Here is a 25653-nt window from a genome sequence, read left to right as displayed (position 1 = left end):
ACGGGCGGGCCGGACCATCAGCGTTTGGCGATGATGTAGACCGCGTGGACGATACCGGGGATGTAGCCACACAGGGTCAGCAGGATGTTCAGCCAGAAAGCGCCGCCAAAGCCCACTTGCAGAAATACCCCCAGGGGCGGCAAGAGAATGGCGAAGATGATGCGGATCAAGTCCATAGGGCAGCTCCTGTTGGAAATCGGCTCGGTTGAGCCTTGCCTGCAATCGACCCCGGCCGCGGGCCAGGGTTCAGAACAATCACCCGCCAACCCGCAGGGCGATCTTGTTGCAGTGGCTCTGCCCCAATGGCATTCAGCCGATGACAGCGACGGCCCGGGTCGATAGGCGCAACGAGCCAGCAAGCGACCGAGGTTTCAGGGGCCACACCGGACGCTGAACAACACGGAGACAAAAAAACGCCCCGTGCGAAAAATCGGACACGGGGCGATGCGTTATACCGCGAGACGGTTCAGGAATTCAGTCAACGTGAGGTGGCAGCAAACCTCGGTGAAGCGCGCCGGATCGGCCTGGATATCAGACCACCACCCCCTTGCGGCATTGCAGTTGTGCAGTGCGCACCCGGGAGAACGCCCGGGCCAGGCGCAGCAGCATTTCATCGATATTGCCCTTGCTGACACTCAGGGCCGGGGTGAAGCGCAGGCAGTCCGGTTGCGGGGCACTGAGCAACAGCCCTTCGAGCAGCGCCGCCTTGACCACCGCCTCAGCCGAGGCATCGGCCAGGCTCATGCCCCAGAGCAGTCCATGGCCACGCACTTCGCCCTGTGCATAACGGCTCGCCAGGCGCGTCAGCCCCTGCCCCAGGTACTGGCCATGGGTGCGCACCTGCTGCAGAAAACCGTGCTCCTGCAGACTGTCCAGCACCGCCAGGCCGGCCGAAGTCATCAGCGCATTACCGTGATGCGTGCCGTCCAGTTCGCCCGCTTCGAAACAGCAGGCCTTGCCCCGCGCCAGCAGCGCCGCCAGCGGCACGCCGCCGCCCAGGCCCTTGCCCAAGGCAATGATGTCGGCGCGCACGCCATACAACTGTTCGGCCAGCAGCGTGCCGCAGCGGCCGATGCCGGTCTGCACCTCATCGAGAATCAACAGGATGCCCAGCTCACGACACAGACGTTCCACGCCCTTGAGGTAGTGTTCAGTCGCTGGAATGACCCCGGCCTCACCCTGGATCGGCTCCAGCATGATGGCCACGGTTTGCGCATCCACTGCCGCGTGCAAAGCGGGCAGATCATTGAACGGCACCTGGCTGAAGCCCGGCAGCTGGGGCTCGAAGCGATTGCCCGGGGCACCACGCCCCGCCGCCGACAGCGCGGCAAAACCCCGACCATGACAACTGCGACTGGCGGTGATGATGCCGGCCGCGCCGCCTCGGTGCAGTTGTCCCCACTTGCGGGCCAGCTTGATCGCGGCCTCGCAGGCTTCGCTGCCACTGCTCAACAGATAGGCCTGGTCGCTGCCGGTGCTGCGGCACAGGCGATCGGCAAGCTTGAGCATGCCGCGGTTGTAGAAACCCGAGCCGGGGTTGATCAGCGACTGGGCCTGGGCGGCCAGGGCATTGACCACGACCGAAGGGCTATGGCCCAGGCTGTTGGCGGCTCCGGCCTGGGTGAAGTCAAGATAGGTGCGGTCATTGCTGTCCCATAACCAGGAACCCTGGCCACGGACGAACACCGTCTGGGGGCGCGGCACGCTGGGCATCAGGCACTCACTGGCACAGCCATCGTCCGCGGCAGCCAGACAGGGCTCGACGGCCAGATCCTCCAGACTGGGCGGGGTACGGCGCAGATTGAACAGATTCATGCCCGCAAGCCCTCCAGGGGCAGTCCCAACAAGCGCGAGGACCAGTCCTCGACACGACCGGTGCGCAGGCGCTTGATGGCAATATCGCGCCAGCGCGAGGACAGCGCGGGGCAGTCAATCAGGGTTTTCAGACCGACAGGCTCCAGGGGCTCCCGGAAAAAACAGCGTAGGGCCCAGGCCACGGTCAGGCCGGGATAACTGCGCTGGATCAGTTCCAAGGGTTCGTCCGCCTGGACGAAGCCGGGTTTGAGCACCCGGTAGAACCAGCCACAGCGGCCATTGTCCTGGGCCTGCTGGGGCAGATTGACCAGCCCCCAGCGCCGGCTCAGGCGGTAGCAGGGGGAACGGGGCTGACTGACCTGCAACAACGCACCGCCCCAGCGGAACATGTCCCCCAGGCACACCTGCTCTTCGGTCAGGCCGCGGGTCGAGAGATTTTCGCCAAAGGCCGGGGCCGACCAATCGAACTGTGGATAACGTTTGCGCCAGTGGGCGTAGTGCTCGGCGGGATAGTGATGCAGGGCCCGTTCAGGACCGCTATGAAAGCGCGGATCACCCTGTTCATCGCTGCCCAGGCCTTGTGGCCACAACCAGAGACGGTTTGCAACCGGGTGCTTGTCGGTATCTATGACCAGACCCTGGCCGAGATTTTTTGCCTTGCCTATGTAAACACCATCGACGTAAACGGTATTCATCGCCCTTCTTGGCCCTGTAAGCCTTATGAATAGGCGCTAGACTAGGCGCCTTGCGGGCTCCGGGCCATTTCGATTTTTAAGCTTTTTCGATAAGAAATACTTATGGATTTTAAGCAACTGCGTTATTTCGTCGCGGTGTATGAAGAAGGCCACGTGGGCCGTGCTGCAGAGCGCCTGTCGATCTCACAACCGGCACTGTCCCAGCAGATCCGCCAACTAGAGCAGAACCTCGACGTCAGCCTGTTTGAACGCAGCAGCAAGCGGCTCTTGCCGACCCTGGCCGCCCACACCCTCTACAATCACGCCCTGCCCCTGCTCGATGGCCTGCAACAGGCCCGCGAAGCCTTGCGCAACTTCAAGGGCCAGGCCCTGCGCACCCTGGCCATCGGCGTACTGCAAACGGTGCACACCAGTCTGGTGCCGCAGATGCTCGAACGGGTACGCAAGGCCCAGCCCCATCTAGTGGTGCAGATCTACGAACTGACGGGCCTGGAGATCGAACGGCGCTTGCTCAATGGCTCGCTGGATATCGGCATCAGCTACCTGCCGCCACGCCAGCCCGGCCTGCATGGCGTTCCGCTCTATGAAGACGAGCTGACACTGGTCATCCCCGCGCAACACCCGTTGCGCGAATTCAAGAAGGTGTCCATGAGCCAGGCGGCGGAACTGCCGATGTTGCTACTGGGAGAGGAGTTTCAGGTGCGCCAGATCTGGCAGGCACAACTGGCCAATCTGGGACGGCGCCCGCAGGTACAGGCGGAACTGAACAATATGGCCGGCATCCTCGACAGCCTGCCCCACACCCAGCTGGCCACCGTGCTTCCGGGGCGTTCGCAACAGCAGCACAGCAACAGCGAATTGCTGTGGAAGCCCTTGAGCGAACCCAGGGTGCCATTGAAAGTCGGATTGGTCTGTCGCGATCTGCAGCGTCAGCAGGGGACGCTGGAATTGCTGCGAACCTTGCTGGAAGATTCGATGAGCACCCACGACGGACGCCTGGGCACAACGGTGGTGCCGGACATCCTGGGCTGAACTCGCCGGAATAAAAAAGCCGGGCAAAAGAAAACCCCGCCGAAGCGGGGTTTTGCAGACTGTTTCCCTGACATCCTTTTCACTCCACCATCCTGGCGGAATCCTACGTGTCCGTGTTGTTGCTTTGCGCTTCCTGCGCGACGTCCATGTGAAGTAGATTAGCCTCAGCCGTCATCTACCGATATGGACGATCAGCAGCACGTTATGTAAGAGATTACTTACAAAGTCCCTTGCCCGTTAAAACTGCTCAGCCGGCAGCAGGAACAGCGATTCGCTACCCGCTTTCACCGAGGCGGTCAGGGAGTGAATACGCGGCAGCAGACGTGCAAAGTAGAACCGCGCAGTCCCCAGCTTGCTGGCATAGAACGCCTCTTCCTGCTCCTTGCCCAGGGCCGCCTTGGCCATCAACGCCCACATGTAGGCATAAGCGGTGTAGCCAAACACCTGCAGGTATTCCACCGAAGCCGCACCGATTTCATTCGGGTTGCTGATCGCTCGATCCAGCAGCCAGGCGGTCAGCTCATCCAGATTGTCCAGAGCCGCATTCAACGGCCGGGTGAACTCTGCCAACTGCCCATCGGCCGTCGCGGTGAAATGGCGGATCTCATCGGCGAACAGGCGGTAGAAAGCCCCGCCGCTGCCCACGATCTTGCGCCCCACCAGATCCAGGGCCTGGATGCCGTTGGTGCCTTCGTAGATCTGGGTGATCCTTACGTCGCGCACCAGCTGTTCCTGGCCCCATTCACGAATGTAGCCGTGCCCACCAAAGATCTGCTGGCCATGCACCGTGGTTTCCAGGCCCAGGTCGGTGAGGAATGCCTTGGCCACGGGGGTCAGCAAGGCCACCAGGCTTTCCGCCCGCTGGCGGGTCTGGGCGTCCTCGCTGAACTTGGCGGTATCGAGCTGCATCGCCACATAGGTGGAAAATGCCCGACCGCCTTCGTTGGCGGCCTTCATGGTCAGCAGCATGCGCCGCACGTCCGGGTGCACGATGATCGGATCGGCGACCTTGTCCTTGGCTTGCGGCCCGGTCGGCGCACGACTCTGCAGACGGTCACGAGCATACTCGACAGCGTTCTGATAGGAGCGCTCACCGGTGGCCAGCCCCTGGATACCCACGCCCAGGCGCTCGTAGTTCATCATGGTGAACATCGCCGCCAGGCCCTTGTTCGGCTCGCCTACCAGGTAACCGATGGCCTGATCGAAGTTCATCACGCAGGTGGCCGAAGCCTGGATCCCCATCTTGTGCTCGATCGAACCGCAGCTCACCGGGTTGCGCTCGCCCAGGCTGCCATCGGCGTTAACCAGGAACTTGGGCACCAGGAACAGGGAAATCCCCTTGGGACCGGCCGGGGCGTCCGGTAGCTTGGCCAGCACCAGATGGATAATGTTTTCCGTCAGGTCGTGCTCACCACCGGTAATGAAGATCTTGGTCCCGCTGATGGCGTAGGCACCGTCGGCCCGGGGTTCGGCCTTGGTACGGATGATGCCCAGGTCGGTACCGGCATGAGGCTCGGTCAGGCACATGGAACCGGCCCAGACACCGGCATACATGTTCGGCAGGTAAGTGGCTTTCAGCTCTTCGCTGGCGTGGGCGTTGATCGACAGGCAGGCGCCCGCCGTCAGCATCGGATACAGGCCAAAGGCCAGGCTCGCGGAGTTGACCATTTCCTCGACCTGGGCGGAAACCGCCTTGGGCATGCCCATGCCGCCAAATTCGGGATCACCGCCCACGCCCACCCAACCGCCTTCGGCGTAGGTCTGATAGGCCTGGGGGAATCCCTGGGGAGTGGTGACCGCGGTGTCGTTCCAGTGACAGCCTTCCTCGTCGGCAGCGCGGCTCAGCGGAGCGATACTGCGGGCAGTGACCTTGCCCGCTTCCTCCAGAATCGCCTCAACCGTCTCGGCATCCACAGTCTCAGCCAATGCCGGTAACTGGGCCCAGAGTTTGGCGACCTCGAAAACTTCATTGAGGACGAAGCGCATATCGCGCAGGGGCGCTTTGTAGTCAGCCATGGCAAACCTCGCAGGATCTAAACAAGCGGACCGCAACGGGCCCATTGACGAAAAGCCGAGTGTACCCGAACAACTTTTGCGACACATAGGGTCAACTAGTGACTTTATTGTTATTTTTGGTCACAGCCATGAATGCGCAAGACAAAGCCCGCGCGAAGCGGGCTTCATCCAGGCACCCCGGCTATTTACAGAGCGAACCAACGTGCCGGGAGCTGCATCAGGCAATCACTGCCGGCGTCGATCGCCGCCAGATGCGCAGCGGTACGCGGCAACAGGCGCTTGAAGTAGAACTCACAGGTCGCCAGCTTGGCGCGGGCAAAATCGCTGTCCCCCTGGCCGGCATCGAGCTGTTGCTGAGCCGCCAGGGCCATGCGCAGCCAGAGATAGGCCAGGACGATGTAACCGCTGTACATCAGGTAATCCAGGGCCGCCGCCCCCACTTCGTCCGGGTTCTTCAGCGCGGCCATGCCGATCCGGATGGTCAACTCGCCCCACTGCCGGTTCAAGCCATCAAGTTGCGCGATATAGGCCTTGAGCTGAGGATGCTCGGCATGGGCCCCACAGAACCTGTGCACGATCTTGGTGAACCCCAGCAACAGCTTGCCCTGGCTGCCCAGAACCTTGCGTCCCAGCAAGTCCAGAGCCTGGATGCCGTTGGTGCCTTCATAGATCAGGGCGATACGACAATCGCGCACCAGTTGTTCCATGCCCCATTCACGAATGTAGCCGTGACCGCCAAACACCTGCATGCCGTGGTTGGTCACTTCAAGGCCGGTCTCGGTCATGAACGCCTTGCAGATCGGGGTCAGGAACGCCAGGAGGTTCTCGGCATCCTGACGCTGGGCCGGGTCAGTGTTCAGGTGGGCCACGTCCAGCAACTGGGCGGTGAAATAGGCCAGGGCACGGTTGCCCTCGTTGAAGGCTTTCATGGTCAACAGCATGCGCCGCACATCCGCATGGACGATGATCGGATCCGCCGCCTTGTCCGGGGACTTGGGTCCGCTCAGGGAGCGCATCTGCAAACGATCGTTGGCGTAGCGGACCGCGCCCTGGAAACTGGCTTCCCCCAGGCACAAGCCCTGCATCCCGGTGCCCAGGCGCGCGTGGTTCATCATGGTGAACATGCAGTTCAGGCCCTTGTTGGCCTCGCCCAGCAGAAAGCCCCTGGCCCCGTCGAAGTTCAATACGCAAGTGGCCGAGGCCTTGATCCCCATCTTGTGCTCGATGGAGCCGCAACTCAGCGCATTGCGCTCGCCGGCCTCTCCTGCCGCATCCGGCAGGAACTTGGGCACGATGAACAGGGAAATGCCCTTGGTCCCGGCCGGTGCGTCCGGCAGCTTGGCCAGCACCAGATGAATGATGTTCTCACTCATGTCGTGCTCGCCGGCAGAGATGAAAATCTTGCTCCCCGACACGGCATAGCTACCGTCGGCCTGGGGTATGGCGCGGGTCTTGATCAGCCCCAGATCCGTGCCGCAGTGGGCTTCGGTCAGGCACATGGTGCCGGTCCATTGCCCGGCGGTGAGTTTGCGCAGGTACAACTGTTTCTGCTCATGGCTGCCATGGGCATGAATCGCCGACATGGCACCATGGGTCAGCCCCGGGTACATGCCCCAGGAGGTGTTGCTGGAACCCACCATCTCGCCGATCACCAGTCCCAGGGACTGGGGCAGCCCCTGGCCGCCATAGGCCGGATCGGCGGCCAGGCCATGCCAGCCGCCTTCGACGTATTGCGCAAAGGCCTGCTTGAAGCCCTTGGGGGTGGTCACTGCGCCATTGTCAAAATGGCAGCCTTCCTCGTCGCCCGAGCGATTCAGCGGGGCCAGGACGTTCTCGCAGAACTTCGCGCCTTCCTCAAGGATCGCGTGGACCATGTCCGGGCTGGCATCGCTGGCACCCAGCGCGGCATAGCCGGCATGAAAGTCAAAGACGTGATCGATCAGAAAGCGCATGTCGCGCAGGGGAGCTTGATACTCGGGCATGGTGGTTTCTCCGGCAGCAGATCAGCCCAACCTACTGCCGTCGCCCTCAGCCTGCCAATGACGCTGCAGTCGCTGAATGCACCGTCATCAGTCAACCCGCAGCGGTATCCATGCGCACCGCACCGCGGCGGTTCTGCCCGAACGCCATGACACAGTTACGGCCAGCACCCTTGGCGCTATAGAGCGCCTGGTCGGCGGCCTTGAGCACTTCCTCGGGGGTCCGGTGCTCCATCAGCCGCTCGGCGACACCGATACTGATGGTCACCGAAACACTGGATGCTCCCGCCGCGCCACGGCGCTGGCGCCCCTGTTGGTCATCCTGGGGACGGCTGTCCTGGTTGCGCAGCTGAATGTTGTAGGTGGCGATGATCTCGCGAATCATCTCCAGGTGCGGCATGCATTCATCCAGGGTCTTGCCGGCGAACACCACGGCGAACTCTTCCCCGCCATAGCGATAGGCCCGCCCGCCGCCGGTGACTTTCGACAGCTTGCTGGCCACCAGCCGCAACACCTGGTCGCCCACGTCGTGGCCGTGGGTGTCGTTGAATTTCTTGAAGTGGTCGACGTCGGTCATGGCCAGCACATAGTTGCGCCCCAGGCGCTGCATCCGCTCGTTGAGCGCCCGTCGCCCCGGCAGGCCAGTGAGCTCGTCGCGAAAGGCCATCTGATAGGCCTCATGGGCCACCGCCGCGGCGATCATCAGCATCACCTGGCTGCACATGATGTTCAGGGTGAAGGGCAGGATGAAGGTCTTGGGCAGCATCCAGAACAGCCCCAGCAGGCCCACCAGCTGCGCCGCGTGCAGCGGTCGCGGACTGCGCCAGTACTGGATCGCCAACAACAGGAAGGCGGCGAAGAACACCGGATACGACAACTGGATCAGGCTCATCCAGCTGCCGTGCAAGGCCGGCCAGCGAATCTCCGCCAGCCAGTTCAGCAAGGCCTGCGGGTAACTCTGCTCCAGGCCCAGGGCCACACTGCCAAATGCCAGCAGCACGGCAAAGCGCGCCACCATGTCCTGAAACAGATGGGTGCGCTCCTGCCAGGCGGCGAACAGGCCAAACAGCAAGGGCAGCAGCAGACAGCACAGATGAAACACCACCGCCGCATCTTCGCGGACCCGGCCGTTATCCCGATAGAAGTCGGTCTGGGTATCCAGCAGGAAATAGGCGATGTACACCGTGACCATCAGGAACAGTTCGCGCTGACGACGATACACCGCGCAATAGGCTCCGCCGAGCAACAGCACCAGGGTTGGCAGCACGTTGAACAGCGAAGTGAAGAAGACGTTGAGGTCCTTGACGTAGGCGGCCGCCAGCCCCGCAAGCAAGAGCAGTAAAGACGGTAGAAAGTGACTGAAACGTACAGCGGAAGAACGCGGCAAGGGTAAAACTCCGACCCGGCTGATCAATAGATGGCATTGTGCCTTCGTTTACTGAAGTTGAGCACACTTGCTGTGACGGACATCACATTGCCATCTCTTTAACGGCAGGAAATCGCATCTGCTTAGCGTTTTAGTCGGGAATTTTCATGAAGAATCTGCGGGCACAAAAAAGCCGCTCGACCCGAAGGGCGAGCGGCTTGGCAAAGGCGTTCAGTCAGGCTCAGTAAGCCAGGCCGAAGTCCTCTTCCTTCATGTCCATCAGGTTGTTGGCACCCGACAGCATGCTGGCAACGTGCGTGCGGGTACGCGGCAGGATGCGCTGGAAGTAGAAGCGCGCCGTCTGCAGCTTGGCGGTGTAGAACGCCTCTTCGGTCGTACCGGCTGCCAGTTTTTCAGCCGCCAGGCGCGCCATGTCGGCCCAGAAGTAGGCCAGGCAGGCGTAACCGGAATACATCAGGTAGTCCACCGAAGCAGCACCGACTTCCTCACGGTCCTTCATCGCGGCCATGCCCACTTTCATGGTCAGCTCGCCCCACTCCTTGTTCAGTGCGGCCAGCGGTGCAACGAACTCCTTCACGGCCTCGTTGCCTTCGTTGTTCTGGCAGAACTTGTGGACGATCTTGGTGAAGCCCTTGAGCGCCTCGCCCTGAGTCATCAGCACTTTACGGCCCAGCAGGTCCAGAGCCTGGATGCCGGTGGTGCCTTCGTACAGCATCGAGATACGGCTGTCGCGAACGTTCTGCTCCATGCCCCACTCGGCGATGAAGCCGTGGCCACCGTAGATCTGCACACCGTGGTTGGCGGATTCAAAACCGACTTCGGTCATGAAGGCCTTGGCGATCGGCGTCATGAAAGCCAGCAGTGCATCGGCTTTCTTCTTCTCTTCTTCATCCACGCCGTACTTGACGATGTCCACCTGCTTGGCGGTGAAGTAGACCATCGCCCGGTTGCCTTCGGCGAAGGCTTTCATGGTCAGCAGCATGCGACGCACGTCAGGGTGCACGATGATCGGGTCAGCGGCCTTGTCCGGCGCTTTCGGGCCAGTCAGGGAGCGCATTTGCAGACGGTCGCGAGCGTATTTCAGACCACCCTGGAAGCCGATCTCGGCGTGGGCCAGGCCTTGCAGAGCAGTACCCAGACGCGCGGTGTTCATGAAGGTGAACATGCAGTTCAGGCCTTTGTTCGCCGGGCCGATGAGGAAACCGGTGGCCGCGTCGAAGTTCATCACGCAGGTGGCGTTACCGTGGATGCCCATCTTGTGTTCCAGGGAGCCGCAGCTCACCGCGTTGCGCTGGCCGACGCTGCCGTCGGCGTTGGGCAGGAACTTGGGCACGATGAACAGCGAGATGCCTTTGGTGCCGGCAGGTGCATCCGGCAGGCGGGCCAGAACGATATGGACGATGTTGTCGGCCATGTCGTGTTCACCGGCGGAGATGAAGATCTTGGTGCCGGTAACCTTGTAGGAACCATCAGCCTGAGGCTCGGCCTTGGTCCGCAGCATGCCCAGGTCGGTGCCGCAGTGCGGCTCGGTCAGGCACATGGTGCCGGTCCACTCGCCCGACACCAGCTTGGTCAGGTAGGCCTCTTGCTGCTCGGGGGTGCCGTGCTCGGAAATGGTGTTCATCGCGCCATGGGACAGGCCTGGGTACATGCCCCACGACCAGTTGGCCTCGCCGACCATTTCGCTCACTGCCAGGCCCAGGGACTCAGGCAGGCCCTGGCCACCGTGCGCGACGTCGTGAGCCAGGCTTGGCCAGCCGCCTTCGACGAATTGCTTGTAGGCTTCCTTGAAGCCGGTCGGGGTCTTAACGCCGGATTCACTCCAGGTGCAACCTTCCAGGTCGCCCACACGGTTCAGCGGAGCAAGCACCTGCTCACAAAACTTCGCACCTTCCTCGAGAATGGCGTCAACCATGTCCGGAGTGGCGTCCTGGCAAGCCGGGAGGCTCTGATAGTGCGCCTCATAGCCGAGCAGCTCGTCACGAACGAAGCGAATATCACGCAAGGGGGCCTTGTAGTCAGGCATAGCGATAAACCTCTGCTGATGTAACCGGGAATGAACGACCGCGTTGATTTTTTATAGCGGTCAAACAGGTGTTTGAAACATACGTTTAGGCCCAAATCTTGTCAAGCGCCGCTCCAATGCCTTTCGTCATCGAAACAAAACACACGCGCAGGCCAATACCCACAGCGCTGCCGTGAAGTGTAGGAGCCGGCTCACCGGCGATCAGTTACACAAGGAAATGAAGAAGAGGAACTACAGAAGGGAAAGGCATGAGCAAAAGCCCGCATCCCCTCAGGGAAACGGGCTTTTGCACAAAGCGATCAAGCGTAGGTATCGATCAGGGTACCGAGCGCCTCATCAGAGGCCTTGGCAACCTTGACTCCCAGCTCCACCTGGATCTTGCCCATGGACATATCGACCATGCTGCTGGCCAGGTCCGACTCCTGGCTGCGATCCACGCCGTTCAGGCGATTGACCTGATCGGCAGACGCCCGGCTGTCGGAAGAGCGCTCGACGGCGCTGCTGGCGATCTGGCTGGAACCTTGATCGACACGATTCTGTCCGGCCTGAATGGCATTCAGTCCGGCGTAGAAAGCGCTGTTCCCGGAAATTTCCATGGAAGGACTCGACCTTGAAAATGAGTGACGGGTGTCATTGAAGCAGACGCGTCAAGAAAACACCCGTCAAAAACACTAATGGCAATATGCCTCTTCATAGGCAAAATCTAGTCCAGCAAGTCCAGTTGCAGGTGCTCGGCCACCGCCTCGGCGCTGGCCGGCTTGAGTCGCGGCACTCTGCCAAGGCACGGCGCAGGCAAGCGTTCAGCCAAAGTCGCCAGGTTTTCTTCCAGACGAGAGGTCTTCGGCTCGATGATATTGGCCACCCAGCCCGCCAACTGCAGACCGTCCTGGGCAATCGCCTCGGCGCTCAGCAATGCGTGATTGATGCAACCCAGGCGCACGCCCACCACCAGAATCACCGGCAACCCCAGGGCCATGGCCAGGTCCGACAGATTGTCCTGATCGGCCAGGGGCACCCGCCAGCCCCCGGCCCCTTCAATCAGGGTGAAATCCGCGCCCTTGGCCAGCAATTCACGCATCGGCATCAACAGCGATTGCACCGTCAACGCCACACCGGCCTCCCGCGCCGCGAGATGGGGCGCGATGGCCGGCTCGAAGGCGAACGGGTTGACCTCTTCATAGCTCAGTGGCAACGACGACTGGGCCAGCAACGCCAGGGCATCGGCATTGCGCAGGCCCTTGGGACCCACCTCGCAACCGGAAGCCACCGGCTTGCCCGCCGCGGTGCTCAACCCGGCCAGACGCGCCGCGTGGAGCAGCCCGGCAGCGATGGTGGTCTTGCCCACATCGGTGTCGGTGCCGGTAATGAAATAGGCAGGACTCATGGCGCTTTCTCCAACACGGCGTAGACCACCTGATAAGTCGCCGGCAGCCCCCTGGACTGACGAAAGCCTTCATAAGCCTCAATCAGCCCGGCGATACGCGCCCGTCCAGTGAGGCCGCCGGGGCGACCGGGGTTCAGATTGTGCGCACCCAAGGCCTTCAACTCATGGGTCAGGCTGCGCACATCCGGGTAATACAGCACATGGGGGCTCTTCTCCAGGCTGCGCACCTGCAGGCCGCTGGCCTCACACAACTGACGATAGCGTTCGAACTCACGGAAACGATTGACGTGCACCTGCCCGTCGACCCGCCCCCAGCTCTCGCGCAACTCGTGCAAGGTGCCGACACACAAGCTGGCAAAGGCCAGCACGCCCCCCGGTTGCAGCACCCGCCGAGCCTCGCTGAGCACCGCCGAAAAATCCGCACACCACTGCACCGCCAGGCTGGAAAAAATCAGTACGCAACTGTCGTTCTGCAAGGGCAGGCGCTCGGCGTCGCCGGCGATGAAATGCTCGGCCCCGCCCAGAGGCCGCGCATGTTCGAGCATGCCCTGGGCGATATCCAGGGCCAGCCCCTGGCTGCCCGCAAAGCGTTGCCCCAGCACACGACTGAAATGCCCGGTGCCGCAACCCAGGTCCAGCCATCTGGCGGGGACGAGTCCTGCAGGCAAGCGATTCAACAACTGCTGGCCGACCGCTCGCTGCAACTCGGCGACACTGTCGTAACTGGCCGCAGCGCGGGAAAAAGAAGCCGCCACCTGACGCTTGTCAGGCAGGCCTGCGGGCAAGACAGCAACAGACAGATCAGTCATCACCGGACTCATGCAAGAAAGCCTGGATCGCCCCCGCCACTCCATGGGGATCCTCCAGAAGAAAACCGTGGCTGGCCTGCTCGATCAGGCCAACTTCTATATCCGGCAGCAAGGCCAGCAACTCGGCGGCCGCCTCGGCAGGCACCAGAGCATCCAGCCCGGCGAACAGGTGCAACTGCGGGCCGCGAAACCCCAGCAGGGCTTCGCGCGTATCCAGCTGCGCCAACAACTCCAGGCCCGCCATCAGCACCGGCCCCGGCGTGGTCGGCGCGCCGCCCAGCAGCATCCGCGACAAGCCGCGGGGATCGGCCGCACCCTGGGCACACAGCAGGGAAAAGCGCTTGAGGGTGGTGCGCGGATCAGCGGCGCAGCCGGCCAGGAAGCCGTCGAACGTCTCACCGGCCATGGCACTGGACCATTGCTCGTGCGCAACGAAACTGGGGTTGCTGGCCAGGGTCAACAAGCCGCAGCAGCGCTCGCCGCGTCGGGCCGCCAGCTCCGCGGCGAGCATACCGCCCAGGGACCAGCCCCCCAGCCAGGCGTCATCCGGCACCGCGTCATCGAGTTCGTCCAGCCATGCCTGCGGATCGCTGGAGGTCAGTTCCGGCAGGGGTTCGATCTCCACCCGCAAGTGTTCATCCAGCCCCTGCAACGCGGCAGCCAGGGGTTCCAGGGGCGACACGCCCAGCCCCCAGCCCGGCAACAGAATCAGTCGATCACGCATGGCTCGGCCTCGTTTGCAGTTCACTGAAACAATCCGCCAACGCGCTTAACAATAGCTGCACCTGCGCCTCGCTGTGGGCGGCGGACAACGTCACCCGCAGCCGCGCACTGCCGGCCGGCACGGTCGGCGGACGGATGGCGGTGACCATGATTCCCCGCGAGCGAAGCATCCGTGACAACTCCACGGCCCGGGCACTGTCGCCGACCATGATCGGCTGGATCGGGGTAAAGCTGTCCATCAGCTCCAGGCCAATCTGCTCGGCTCCCAGCCGGAACTGGCGGATCAGATTGGCCAGGTGCTCGCGCCGCCAGTGTTCGCTGCGCAGCAACTCCAGGCTCTTGCGCGTGGCGCAGGCCAGCGCTGGCGGTTGGCTGGTGGTGTAGATGTAGGGCCGGGCGAACTGGATCAGGGTTTCGATCAAGTCCTCGCTGCCAGCGACAAAGGCCCCGGCGGTGCCGAACGCCTTGCCCAGGGTGCCCACCAGCACCGGCACTGCATCCAGCCCCAGGCCGAAGTGCTCCACCAGTCCGCCGCCATTGGCCCCCAGCGGGCCGAAACCATGGGCGTCGTCCACCATCAACCAGGCACCGCGGGCCTTGGTTTCCCGGGCCAGGGCCGGCAGGTCGGCGACATCGCCGTCCATGCTGAACACCCCGTCGGTGACCACCAGGGTATTGCCGGTGGCCTTTTCCAGGCGCTTGGCCAGGCTGGCTGCATCGTTATGCAGATAGCGGTTGAAGCGGGCTCCCGAAAGCAGCCCGGCATCCAGCAGCGAGGCATGGTTGAGGCGATCCTCCAGCACCGTATCGCCCTGCCCGACCAGGGCCGTGACCGCACCGAGATTGGCCATGTAGCCCGTGCTGAACAGCAACGCCCGCGGGCGCCCCGTAAGGTCCGCCAGGGCTTCTTCCAACTCGTGGTGAGGCGTGCTGTGGCCAATCACCAGATGCGAGGCCCCACCGCCCACGCCCCAGCGGCTGGCCGCGTCGCGCCAGGCTTCGATCACTTGCGGATGATTGGCCAGGCCCAGGTAGTCGTTGTTGCAGAAGGCCAGCAACGGCTGCCCGTCCACCACCACTTGCGGCCCCTGGGGGCTTTCCAGCAGCGGACGCTGGCGATACAGATGTTCGGCACGGCGGGCAGCGAGGCGCGCGGCGAGATCAAAAGACATGCAGGCCTCGATGTTGGCTCACAGACACATTACCCGTAGGAGCGGGCTGGCCCGCGAAGCGAACAACCCGCCACCCGCCGGATTCGCGCGGTTCACGGGGTTCGCCGGCAAGCCGGCTCCTACGGCACAGGGTCAGACGGCGGCGTTGTAGAACTGCTCGCTGCTTTTCTGCTCCACCAGGGCCTGCTCGATAGCCGCCTGATGCACTTCGTCGGCATGCTCTTCCCGGGCTTCGGGCTGGATGCCCAGGCGGGCGAACAGTTGCATGTCCTTGTCGGCCTGGGGGTTGGCGGTGGTCAGCAGCTTGTCGCCATAGAAAATCGAGTTGGCACCGGCGAAGAAGGCCAGGGCCTGCATCTGCTCGTTCATCGCTTCGCGACCGGCGGACAGACGCACGTGGGATTGCGGCATGAGGATCCGCGCCACCGCGAGCATGCGGATGAAGTCGAACGGATCCACGTCTTCGGCGTTCTCCAGCGGGGTGCCGGCCACTTTCACCAGCATGTTGATCGGCACCGACTCCGGATGCTCCGGCAGGTTGGCCAGCTGGATCAGCAAACCGGCGCGGTCGTCGAGGGATTCGCCCATGCCGAGGATGCCGCCGGAGCAGATCTTCATCCCCGCGTCGCGCACGTAGGCCAGGGTCTGCAGGCGCTCACTGTAGGTGCGGGTGGTGATGATGCTGCCGTAGAACTCCGGCGAGGTGTCGAGGTTGTGGTTGTAGTAGTCCAGGCCGGCCTTGGCCAGGGCTTCGGTCTGCTCCTGATCCAGGCGCCCCAGGGTCATGCAGGTTTCCAGGCCCATGGCCTTCACGCCTTTGACCATCTCCAGCACATAGGGCATGTCCTTGGCCGACGGGTGTTTCCAGGCGGCGCCCATGCAGAAACGCGTGGAACCAATGGCCTTGGCCCGGGCGGCTTCTTCCAGGACCTTCTGCACTTCCAGAAGTTTTTCCTTTTCCAGGCCGGTGTTGTAGTGACCGGACTGCGGACAATATTTGCAATCTTCCGGGCAGGCGCCGGTCTTGATCGACAGCAGCGTGGAAACCTGGACCCGATTGGCATCGAAATGCGCGCGGTGCACCGTCTGCGCCTGGAACAGCAAGTCATTGAACGGCTGGACGAACAGGGCTTTGACTTCAGCCAAAGTCCAGTCATGACGCAGGGTAGCGGTGGTGCTGGCGCTCATGGGCGATTCCTTGATTATGCTTGGCAAGCGGCGCTGGACAGGGAAGGTCCACGGCCGCGACACGGATGTCCGGCATATTTATGGAAGCGCCATGCACTGTCAACCCGATTACAAAGGACCGGTTTACATCTGGTCAAAAAACACACAGACCTGCCTGCTGTGCGATGAGCCCAGCGATTCGCTCCTGGCCCTGTGCAGCGCCTGCCAGGATGAGCTGCCCTGGCTGGGCGCCCAATGTTCGGTCTGTGCCCTGCCGCTGCCCGCCGCCGACCTGACCTGTGGCCAGTGCCTGCAACGCCCTCGCGCCTTTCAACGGGTCATCGTGCCCTGGCGCTACGACTTTCCGCTGGACAGCCTGATCAGCCGCTTCAAGCATCAGGAGAAATGGCCTTTTGGCCGCCTGATGGCCGAACTTCTTGCCCAGTTCCTGCGTTTTCGCTTCGACGAGGGCCTGCCCCGGCCCGACTGCCTGCTACCGGTGCCGCTGTCCCGCCGACGCCTGCGAAAGCGGGGGTTCAACCAGGCCGAGATGCTCGCCCGATGGCTCGGACAGCCCCTGCACCTGGCAGTGGAGCCTGACCTGCTGCGACGCATCCAGGACACCCCGGCACAGCAGGGCCTGAGTGCACGGGCCCGGCGACGCAACCTGAGCCAGGCATTCGCCCTCACCGCCAACGCACCCGTGGCGGGCCGGCACCTGGCCCTGGTGGACGACGTCCTCACCACCGGAGCCACCGCCCAGGCCCTGGCGCAGTTGCTGATGGAGGCCGGTGCCCGACAGGTGGATGTCTATTGCCTGGCCCGCACGCCAGGGGCCGAGCACCGCGACTGACTTGACTCTCATTGCCCAAGTCGCAAACTCCCTGTCCACCTTCAGTGCCCGAAGCCGCCCAGCCATGTCCCTGCCCACTCTGTTGACACAGCACATCGTCCGCCGCCCGCAGCGCATAGCCCTGCTCCAGCACATTGCCGAACAGGGCTCCATCACCCGCGCAGCCAAAAGCGCCGGCCTGAGCTACAAGGGCGCCTGGGACGCCATCGACGAGCTGAACAACCTGGCCGCAAGCCCGCTGGTCGAGCGCAGCGTCGGCGGCAAGGGCGGCGGCGGTGCCAGGCTGACGCTCGAAGGCCAGCGCGTGCTGCGCCTCTACCAACGCCTGCAAACCCTGCAAACCCAGGTCCTGGAAGCCGCGGAGGAGGCCAGCGACCTCGACCTGCTGGGACGCCTGATGCTGCGCACCAGCGCCCGCAACCAGCTGCACGGCAAGGTCCAGGCCATCGCCCGTCAGGGCTGCAACGACCTGATCAGCCTGGGGCTGGCCGAGGGCCTGATTCTCAAGGCGCAAATCACCCACGACAGCACCCAGCGCCTGGAACTGGCCGCCGGCACCGAGGTGGTGGCGCTGATCAAGGCCGGCTGGCTGGAGCTGCACCCCATCGGCGCCCCGGCAACAACTGGACACAATTGCCTGAACGGCACCATCGAGCAGATTCTCGACGCCGAAGATGGCCCCTGCGAAGTCAGAGTGCTCCTGCCCAACGGCCAGACCCTCTGCGCCCTGGCCGAGCCCTGCCGGCTCAAAGACCTCGGGCTTGGAGAACGCCAGGCCGTCCAGGTGCACTTCTCCCCCGCCCAGGTCTTGCTCGGCACCCCGCTCTAAGCCGTAACCGGCGTCTTGCGACTGCAACCTGTTCGTCATAGAGGCTCACTAAGGTGGCTGCAAAAACCTTCAGGGAGCCTGATATGAGCCTGCTATTGGAAGAAGACCAACCCACCGACCTGGAACAGATGGTCGGCCTCAGCCGCCGCGGTTTCATCGGTGCCGGAGCCCTGTGCGGCGCCGCGCTGTTTCTCGGTGGCGGACTGCTCGGCCGCAGCGCCCTGGCCGCCAGTGTCAGCGCCGGCAACAGCCAGTTGCTGGGCTTTACCGGCATTGCTGCGGCCACCAGCGACAGCATCACCCTGCCACCGGGCTACCGGTCCTCGGTGCTGATCAGTTGGGGCCAGCCGCTGGCCAAGAACGGACCGGCCTTCGACCCCAGCGGCAATGGCACCGCCCAGGCCCAGGAAGTGCAGTTCGGCGACAACAACGACGGCATGAGCCTGTTCGCCTTTGCGGACGACAAGCACCGGGCGCTGATGGCGATCAACAACGAATACACCAACTACCGCTACCTCTATCCCCATGGCGGCCAGCCACAGTCGGCCGAAGACGTGCGCAAGGCCCAGGCCAGCGAAGGGGTGTCGGTGATCGAAGTGCAGTACAGGAACGGACAATGGCAGTTCGTCCAGGGCTCGCGCTACAACCGGCGCATCCACGGCAACACACCGACCCGCCTCAGCGGCCCCGCCGCCGGCCACGACCTGCTCAAGACCGCGGCCGATCCCAAGGGCAAGAAGGTCCTCGGCACCTTCCAGAACTGCGCCAACGGCAAGACGCCCTGGGGCACCTACCTGACCTGCGAAGAGAACTTCACCGACTGTTTTGGCAGCAGCAACCCCGAGCAGAAGTTCGACGCCGCGCAGAAACGCTACGGCGCCGTGGTGGCCAGCAAGGAGATCAACTGGCATCCCCACGATCCGCGCTTCGACCTGGCGAAGAACCCCAATGAACTCAACCGCCACGGCTGGGTGGTGGAAATCGATCCCTTCGATCCGCAATCGACCCCGGTCAAGCGCACCGCCCTGGGCCGCTTCAAGCATGAAAACGCCGCCCTGGCGCAAACCCGTGACGGACGCGCCGTGGTCTACATGGGCGATGACGAGCGCGGCGAATTCATCTACAAGTTCATCAGCCGCGACAAGATCAACCACCGCAACCCCAAGGCCAACCGCGACCTGCTGGACCACGGCACCTTGTACGTGGCGCGCTTCGATGCCGGTGACGGCAATCCGGACCGGCCCAAGGGCCAGGGCCAGTGGATCGAGCTGACCCACGGCAAGAACGGCATCGACGCCAGCAGCGGCTTCGCCGACCAGGGCCAGGTGCTGATCCAGGCGCGCCTGGCCGCCAGCGTGGTCCAGGCCACCCGCATGGACCGTCCGGAATGGATTGTGGTCAGCCCCAAGGACGGCCAGGTCTATTGCACCCTGACCAACAACGTCAAACGCGGCGAAGACGGCCAGCCGGTGGGCGGGCCCAACCCGCGGGAGAAGAACGTCTACGGGCAGATCCTGCGCTGGCGCACCGGCAACGACGATCATGGCGCCCTGAGTTTCACCTGGGACCTGTTCGTGGTCGCCGGCAACCCCGGCGTGCATCCCGGCCAAGCCAAGGGCGGCTCGTCCAACATCACCCCAGAGAACATGTTCAACAGCCCCGACGGCCTGGGTTTCGACCAGGCCGGACGCCTGTGGATCCTCACCGACGGCGACTACAGCAACAGCGGCGACTTCGCCGGCATGGGCAACAACCAGATGCTCTGCGCCGACCCGGAGAGCGGCGAGATCCGCCGCTTCATGGTGGGGCCCGTGGGTTGCGAGGTCACCGGGATCGCCTTCGCCCCGGACCAGAAGACCCTGTTCGTCGGCATCCAGCACCCCGGAGAAAACGGCGGCTCGACCTTCCCCGAGCACCTGCCCAACGGCAAGCCGCGCTCCTCGGTAATGGCCATCACCCGGGAAGACGGCGGCATCATCGGCGCCTGATCCTGCTTCCCGTCCGGCCGGTCCCTACCCGTGCAGGGGCCGGCTCGCCGACGAGCCCGGCGCCCTGCCCGACCGCCGGAAAACCCTCCCCCGCTGGCCCGCCGTCTGCGTTACCATGCCTGGCCGGACGCGGCAGCCTGCTGCGAGCAGGAGTAAGCATGTCGCACCCGTTTGAAACACTGACCCCCGACCTGGTCCTGGACGCCGTTGAAAGCATCGGTTTTCTCAGCGACGCCCGTGTATTGGCGCTCAACAGCTACGAAAACCGCGTCTATCAGGTAGGCATCGACGAAAGCGAACCACTGATCGCCAAGTTCTACCGGCCCCAGCGCTGGACCAACGAAGCCATTCTCGAAGAGCACCGCTTCACCTTCGAACTGGCCGAGTGCGAGGTTCCGGTGGTGGCGCCCATCGTCCACGACGGCGCCAGCCTGTTCGAACACGCGGGCTTTCGTTTCGCCCTGTTTCCCCGCCGCGGCGGCAGGGCCCCGGAACCGGGCAACCTGGACCAGCTCTATCGCCTCGGCCAGCTGCTCGGGCGCCTGCACGCCGTGGGCGCGACCCGCCCCTTCGAGCACCGCGAGGCCCTGGGGGTGCAGAACTTCGGCCACGAGTCCCTGGCCACCCTGCTGCAAGGCAACTTCATTCCCAAGAGCCTGCTGCCGGCCTACGAGTCCGTGGCCCGGGACCTGCTCAAGCGGGTGGAAGAGGTGTACCAGGCCACCCCGCACCAGAACATCCGCATGCACGGCGATTGCCACCCGGGCAACATGATGTGCCGCGACGAGATGTTCCATATCGTCGACCTGGATGACTGCCGCATGGGGCCTGCCGTGCAGGACCTGTGGATGATGCTCGCCGGCGATCGCCAGGACTGCCTCGGCCAGCTCTCGGAACTGATGGACGGCTACAGCGAGTTCCACGATTTCAACCCGCGGGAGCTGGCCCTGATCGAACCGCTGCGGGCCCTGCGCCTGATGCACTACAGCGCCTGGCTGGCCCGGCGCTGGGACGATCCGGCGTTCCCCCACAGCTTTCCCTGGTTCGGCAGCGAGCGTTACTGGGGCGAACAGATCCTGGCCCTGCGCGAACAGCTGGCGGCCCTCAACGAAGAACCTCTCAAGCTGTTCTGACCCTGCCTGCAGGAGCTGGCTTGCCAGCGAAGGGGCCCATGAGATCGCCTTCGCCGGCAAGCCGGCTCCTACAAGAATCCGCCTTGATACAGCGCCAACTGTAGGAGCCGGCTCGCCAGCGAAGAGGCCCGTAAGTTCGCCATTGCCCACAAGCCCTCCCCCAAAGAAACGGGCGGCGCAAAAGTCAGGACAGGTCTAGACAATTGTCCTTACAATTGCCGCTTTGTTAGCTGCCTAAGCAAGGACTCTGCATGCAAGCCGCCAACCCGCGTCGCGGGTACATTCTGGGCCTGACCGCCTACATCATCTGGGGTCTGTTTCCGCTCTATTTCAAAGCCATCGCCAGCGTTCCCGCCGTGGAAATCATCATCCACCGGGTGCTCTGGTCGGCGCTGTTCGGCGCCCTGTTGCTGATGGTGTGGAAGCATCCGGGCTGGTGGCGCGAGCTGCGGGACAACCCCAAGCGCCTGGCGATCCTGGCCCTGAGCGGCACCTTGATCGCCGGCAACTGGCTGACCTATGTCTGGGCGGTGAACAACGGACGCATGCTCGAAGCGAGCCTGGGCTACTACATCAACCCCCTGGTCAATGTCCTGCTGGGCATGCTGATTCTCGGCGAACGCCTGCGCCGCCTGCAGTGGCTGGCGGTGATCCTGGCGGCGCTGGGGGTGGCCCAGCAAGTGTGGCAGGTGGGCAGCCTGCCCTGGGTGTCGCTGATACTGGCCCTGAGCTTCGGTTTCTATGGGTTGATCCGCAAACAGGCACCGGTCAAGGCCCTGCCCGGGCTGGTGGTGGAAACCTGGATGCTGGTGCCCATCGCCCTGGCCTGGCTCTTGCTGCACCCCGATGCCAGCAGTGCCCATGCCGAATTCTGGAGCAGCTCCCAAGCCTGGTGGCTGGTGGCCGCCGGTCCAGTCACGCTGATTCCCCTGGTGTGCTTCAACGCCGCCGCCCGGGACCTGCCCTACACTACCCTGGGCTTCCTGCAATATCTGGCGCCGACCCTGGTGCTGCTGCAGGCGGTGCTGCTGTTTGGCGAACAGCTGTCCTCCAGTACCCTGCTGGCCTTCATGTTCATCTGGGCGGGACTGGCGGTGTACAGCGTCGATGCCTGGTTCAGCCTGCGCGCCCGGCGCTGATCAAAAAACACCCAACACTCTGCAGGCCAAGCCAGTCGTGGCCTGCAGCGGTTCTTCCCAAGGTTATCCACAACCTGATCCCCGCCCTTTGTGCACAAGCCCTTGAAATTGATGGTTTTTTGATCAAGCTCCGGAAAGCCGCGGCGCCGTTGGGCTAGCGCCGGGTCTCTACAGGTTATCCACAGGCGCATGCACGGTTTACTGGGATAACCCGCAGGGCGACACTCAGACCTCGCTGCGCAGCACCAACTCCACCATCAGGTCGTCGGCCAGGGTTTCCAGGCGCGACTGCAATACATCCAGCGACAGGGTCAGAGGCACCGCCAGAATCGCCTCCGCGTGAAACAGCGGCTCGCTGCTCATGGGCGCCGGGCGCACCTCGGTCACCAGCCGTTCGAGATTGACCCCCTGCTCCGCCAGCAAGCGCGTGATGTCGCGAACGATCCCCGGGCGGTCGTTGCCCACCAGCTCCATGGCGATGGGTTTCCAGGTGCAGGACTGTTCGATGCCACTTTCGGCGATCAACACCCGGATACCCTGGGCCGACAAACCCTGCAAGGCATCCACCAGCTCGTCGTAGGCCTCGGCCGGCACCCCGACCCGCAGGATGCCGGCAAACTGCCCGGCCATGCGCGAGAGGCGGCTTTCCAGCCAGTTGCCCCCATGTTCGGCGATGCACTGGGCGATCCGCTCGACCTGTCCGGCCTTGTCCGGGGCGAATACCGTGAGAACGAGATGGTCCATGGCGCAGCCCTCTTGGGTGAGTGAAAGAGCAATTATAGGCAGCCTCATTCCCCGCGCCTTGCCGCTCCATCGCAAGGGGCAAGGATCAAAGCGGGCGGGTGCAGGGGCTGGCATGCCAGCCAAGGCGCGGGAAAGACCGGCACAGACCCCAAGGATCCTTTCGCCGGCCAGCCGACACCTGGAAGCGCGTGCAGGGCAAAACACAAATCGTGTACAACTTTTTGTATTTATATGGAACAATCCACCGGCTTTTTGAGAACACCGCGTCCCCCAGCGTGACCGCACTGCATTCTTAAGTCGCGGAACGACGAATTTAGTCTAATTTTCACAACCGCAATTCATCATGTAGTATGCCGCAGCGCGCACTACATAACGTTGGAACGATGTCCGCCAAGGCCTGACTGCAACCCCTGCAACCCCCCATCAGCAAGGCTCTGCCGTTGATTGGAAGCACCCAGCCGCCCGCAATGGCATGTACTGGTGAACAGGGTTGTGCTTTAAATGGCCGCCGGCTTCATTGTTAATTTGAAGAGCTGAAAAGCGAAATAGCTGAGCAGAGTGAGGCAAGCAATGACTGAACACGTTCAAGTCGGTGGCCTGCAGGTCGCCAGAGTCCTGTTCGACTTCGTGAACAACGAAGCCATTCCCGGTACCGGCCTCACCGCCGACGCGTTCTGGGCCGGTGCCGACAAGGTCATTCACGACCTGGCACCGAAGAACAAAGCCCTACTCGCCAAACGCGACGATTTCCAGGCGCGCATCGATGCCTGGCACCAGTCCCGTGCCGGCCAGGCACACGATGCCGTGGCCTACAAAGCCTTCCTGCAAGACATTGGTTACCTGCTGCCAGAAGCGGCGGATTTCCAGGCCACGACGCAAAACGTCGATGAAGAAATCGCCCACATGGCCGGCCCGCAGCTGGTGGTGCCGGTGATGAATGCACGCTTCGCCCTCAACGCCTCCAACGCCCGCTGGGGCTCGCTGTACGACGCGCTGTACGGCACCGACGCCATCAGCGAAGCCGATGGCGCGCAAAAGGGCAAAGGCTACAACAAGGTCCGCGGCGACAAGGTCATCGCCTTCGCCCGCGCCTTCCTCGATGAGTCGGCCCCGCTGACCGCCGGCTCCCACGTGGATTCGGTGAGCTACAAGATTGTCGGCGGCAAGCTGGTGGTGGGCCTCAAGGGCGGCAGCAACAGCGGCCTGCGCGACGACGCGCAACTGATCGGCTACCAGGGCGATGCCGCGGCCCCTACCGCGATCCTGCTCAAGCACAACGGCCTGCACTTCGAGATCCAGATCGACGCCGCAAGCCCGGTCGGCCAGACCGACGCCGCCGGGGTCAAGGACCTGCTGATGGAAGCGGCCCTGACCACCATCATGGACTGCGAAGACTCGGTCGCCGCCGTCGATGCCGATGACAAGGTGGTGATCTACCGCAACTGGCTCGGTCTGATGAAGGGCGACCTGGCGGAAGAGGTTTCCAAGGGCGGCCAGTCCTTCACCCGCACCATGAACGCCGATCGCGAATACACCGGCGTCAACGGCGAGCCGGTGAAACTGCACGGTCGCTCGCTGCTGTTCGTGCGCAACGTCGGCCACCTGATGACCATCGACGCGATCCTCGACAAGCACGGCAACGAAGTGCCGGAAGGCATCCTCGACGGCCTGGTCACCAGCCTCGCGGCGATCCACAACCTCAACGGCAACACCTCGCGCAAGAACAGCCGCACCGGCTCGGTGTACATCGTCAAGCCGAAGATGCACGGCCCTGAAGAAGCCGCGTTCACCAACGAACTGTTCGGCCGCATCGAAGAGGTGCTGAACCTGCCGCGCAATACCCTGAAAGTCGGGATCATGGACGAGGAGCGCCGCACCACGGTCAACCTCAAGGCCTGCATCAAGGCGGCCAGCGAGCGCGTGGTGTTCATCAACACCGGCTTCCTCGACCGCACCGGCGACGAGATCCACACCTCCATGGAAGCCGGCGCCATGGTGCGCAAGGCCGACATGAAGGCCGAGAAATGGATCGGCGCCTACGAGAACTGGAACGTCGATATCGGCCTGTCCACCGGCCTGCAAGGCCGTGCGCAGATCGGCAAGGGCATGTGGGCCATGCCGGACCTGATGGCCGCCATGCTCGAACAGAAGATCGCCCACCCGCTGGCCGGTGCCAACACCGCCTGGGTGCCGTCGCCAACCGCCGCCGCCCTGCACGTACTGCACTACCACAAGGTCGACGTGTTCGCCCGTCAGGCCGAACTGGCCAAGCGCCCCCGCGCTTCGGTGGACGACATCCTGACCATCCCTCTGGCCAGCGACACCAACTGGTCGGCCGAGCAGATCAAGAACGAACTGGACAACAACGCCCAGGGCATTCTCGGCTACGTGGTGCGCTGGATCGACCAGGGCGTGGGTTGCTCCAAGGTGCCGGACATCAACGACGTTGGCCTGATGGAAGACCGCGCCACCCTGCGCATCTCCAGCCAGCACATCGCCAACTGGCTGCGCCACGGCGTGGTGACCCAGGAGCAGGTGCTGGAAAGCCTCAAGCGCATGGCCCCGGTGGTTGATCGGCAGAACGCCGGCGACCCGCTGTACCGCCCGCTGGCGCCGGACTTCGACAGCAACATCGCCTTCCAGGCCGCCCTGGAGCTGGTGATCGAAGGCACCCAGCAGCCTAACGGCTACACCGAGCCGGTATTGCACCGTCGTCGTCGCGAGTTCAAGGCCAAGAACGGCCTGTAACATCGCCTGGCCAC

At 63.4% G+C, this 25653-nt stretch carries 21 protein-coding genes; 7 read left to right on the top strand and 14 right to left on the bottom strand.

Annotated features, from left to right (window positions below; translation table 11 throughout):
* Positions 1–17: 17 nt before the first annotated feature.
* The 3 genes from ACMGG8_RS06720 to ACMGG8_RS06710 form a co-directional block, all read right to left on the bottom strand.
* Positions 18–176, bottom strand: a complete 159-nt coding sequence (locus ACMGG8_RS06720; protein ID WP_011063854.1) for a YqaE/Pmp3 family membrane protein — start codon at positions 174–176, stop codon at positions 18–20.
* A 355-nt stretch (positions 177–531) separates the two neighbouring features.
* Positions 532–1815 (bottom strand): aspartate aminotransferase family protein, encoded by a 1284-nt coding sequence (locus ACMGG8_RS06715; RefSeq protein ID WP_060841396.1) that lies wholly within the window; start codon positions 1813–1815, stop codon positions 532–534.
* Complete coding sequence (locus ACMGG8_RS06710) at positions 1812–2510, bottom strand: MOSC domain-containing protein (RefSeq protein WP_060841397.1); 699 nt, start codon at positions 2508–2510, stop codon at positions 1812–1814. Before ACMGG8_RS06710 ends, ACMGG8_RS06715 begins: the two co-directional genes overlap by 4 nt.
* Before the next feature lie 102 nt (positions 2511–2612).
* Here ACMGG8_RS06710 and ACMGG8_RS06705 point away from each other — a divergent pair, with 102 nt between their 5' ends.
* Positions 2613–3542: a LysR family transcriptional regulator gene (locus ACMGG8_RS06705; RefSeq protein ID WP_060841398.1), complete on the top strand. Its 930-nt coding sequence runs from the start codon at positions 2613–2615 to the stop codon at positions 3540–3542.
* 237 nt (positions 3543–3779) lie between these two features.
* On the opposite strand, the gene ACMGG8_RS06700 is transcribed toward ACMGG8_RS06705, so the two are convergent.
* From ACMGG8_RS06700 to bioB, 10 genes are all read right to left on the bottom strand, one after another.
* On the bottom strand, positions 3780–5558 hold the full coding sequence (locus tag ACMGG8_RS06700) for an acyl-CoA dehydrogenase C-terminal domain-containing protein (protein ID WP_060841399.1): 1779 nt from the start codon (positions 5556–5558) through the stop codon (positions 3780–3782).
* Positions 5559–5743: 185 nt separating this feature from the next.
* Entirely contained in the window at positions 5744–7540 is a 1797-nt protein-coding gene (locus tag ACMGG8_RS06695) for an acyl-CoA dehydrogenase C-terminal domain-containing protein (protein WP_414159352.1), read from the bottom strand.
* A gap of 91 nt (positions 7541–7631) precedes the next feature.
* Positions 7632–8924, bottom strand: coding sequence for a GGDEF domain-containing protein (locus ACMGG8_RS06690; RefSeq protein ID WP_060841401.1), 1293 nt, complete (start codon positions 8922–8924; stop codon positions 7632–7634).
* Positions 8925–9144: 220 nt separating this feature from the next.
* On the bottom strand, positions 9145–10950 hold the full coding sequence (locus ACMGG8_RS06685; protein WP_060841402.1) for a phenylacyl-CoA dehydrogenase: 1806 nt from the start codon (positions 10948–10950) through the stop codon (positions 9145–9147).
* Positions 10951–11249: 299 nt separating this feature from the next.
* Positions 11250–11546: a hypothetical protein gene (locus tag ACMGG8_RS06680; protein ID WP_060841403.1), complete on the bottom strand. Its 297-nt coding sequence runs from the start codon at positions 11544–11546 to the stop codon at positions 11250–11252.
* A gap of 107 nt (positions 11547–11653) precedes the next feature.
* Positions 11654–12334, bottom strand: coding sequence for a dethiobiotin synthase (bioD, locus tag ACMGG8_RS06675; protein WP_060841404.1), 681 nt, complete (start codon positions 12332–12334; stop codon positions 11654–11656).
* Positions 12331–13143, bottom strand: a complete 813-nt coding sequence (gene bioC, locus ACMGG8_RS06670; protein ID WP_414159351.1) for a malonyl-ACP O-methyltransferase BioC — start codon at positions 13141–13143, stop codon at positions 12331–12333. The genes bioD and bioC overlap by 4 nt, the downstream gene beginning before the upstream one ends.
* A complete protein-coding gene (locus tag ACMGG8_RS06665) occupies positions 13136–13867 on the bottom strand; it encodes an alpha/beta fold hydrolase (RefSeq protein WP_060841406.1) in 732 nt (243 codons plus the stop codon). Before ACMGG8_RS06665 ends, bioC begins: the two co-directional genes overlap by 8 nt.
* Positions 13860–15038, bottom strand: coding sequence for an 8-amino-7-oxononanoate synthase (bioF, locus tag ACMGG8_RS06660; RefSeq protein WP_414159350.1), 1179 nt, complete (start codon positions 15036–15038; stop codon positions 13860–13862). Before bioF ends, ACMGG8_RS06665 begins: the two co-directional genes overlap by 8 nt.
* Positions 15039–15170: 132 nt before the next feature.
* A complete protein-coding gene (gene bioB, locus ACMGG8_RS06655; protein ID WP_060841408.1) occupies positions 15171–16226 on the bottom strand; it encodes a biotin synthase BioB in 1056 nt (351 codons plus the stop codon).
* 91 nt (positions 16227–16317) lie between these two features.
* On the opposite strand from bioB, the gene ACMGG8_RS06650 reads away from it, so the two are divergent.
* The 5 genes from ACMGG8_RS06650 to rarD all read left to right on the top strand — a co-directional run bounded on the left by ACMGG8_RS06650 (position 16318) and on the right by rarD (position 22147).
* Entirely contained in the window at positions 16318–17058 is a 741-nt protein-coding gene (locus tag ACMGG8_RS06650) for a ComF family protein (protein ID WP_060841409.1), read from the top strand.
* A gap of 64 nt (positions 17059–17122) precedes the next feature.
* Entirely contained in the window at positions 17123–17887 is a 765-nt protein-coding gene (locus ACMGG8_RS06645) for a TOBE domain-containing protein (protein WP_414159349.1), read from the top strand.
* Between the two features lie 83 nt (positions 17888–17970).
* Positions 17971–19875: a PhoX family protein gene (locus ACMGG8_RS06640; protein WP_414159348.1), complete on the top strand. Its 1905-nt coding sequence runs from the start codon at positions 17971–17973 to the stop codon at positions 19873–19875.
* A gap of 158 nt (positions 19876–20033) precedes the next feature.
* Positions 20034–21008, top strand: a complete 975-nt coding sequence (locus ACMGG8_RS06635; RefSeq protein WP_060841411.1) for a serine/threonine protein kinase — start codon at positions 20034–20036, stop codon at positions 21006–21008.
* A gap of 251 nt (positions 21009–21259) precedes the next feature.
* Positions 21260–22147: an EamA family transporter RarD gene (gene rarD / locus ACMGG8_RS06630; protein WP_414159347.1), complete on the top strand. Its 888-nt coding sequence runs from the start codon at positions 21260–21262 to the stop codon at positions 22145–22147.
* Between the two features lie 225 nt (positions 22148–22372).
* On the opposite strand, the gene ACMGG8_RS06625 is transcribed toward rarD, so the two are convergent.
* A complete protein-coding gene (locus ACMGG8_RS06625) occupies positions 22373–22891 on the bottom strand; it encodes a glycine cleavage system protein R (protein WP_060841413.1) in 519 nt (172 codons plus the stop codon).
* Positions 22892–23461: 570 nt separating this feature from the next.
* Between ACMGG8_RS06625 and ACMGG8_RS06620 the strand changes: the two genes are divergently transcribed.
* Positions 23462–25639, top strand: coding sequence for a malate synthase G (locus ACMGG8_RS06620; RefSeq protein WP_414159346.1), 2178 nt, complete (start codon positions 23462–23464; stop codon positions 25637–25639).
* Positions 25640–25653 lie beyond the last annotated feature (14 nt).

Origin of the sequence: Pseudomonas sp. BNK-45 (assembly GCF_047456255.1) — a bacterium.
Lineage (GTDB): Bacteria > Pseudomonadota > Gammaproteobacteria > Pseudomonadales > Pseudomonadaceae > Aquipseudomonas.
Note: the sequence above shows the minus strand (reverse complement) of the source record. Positions and strands in the feature narration are given on the sequence as shown.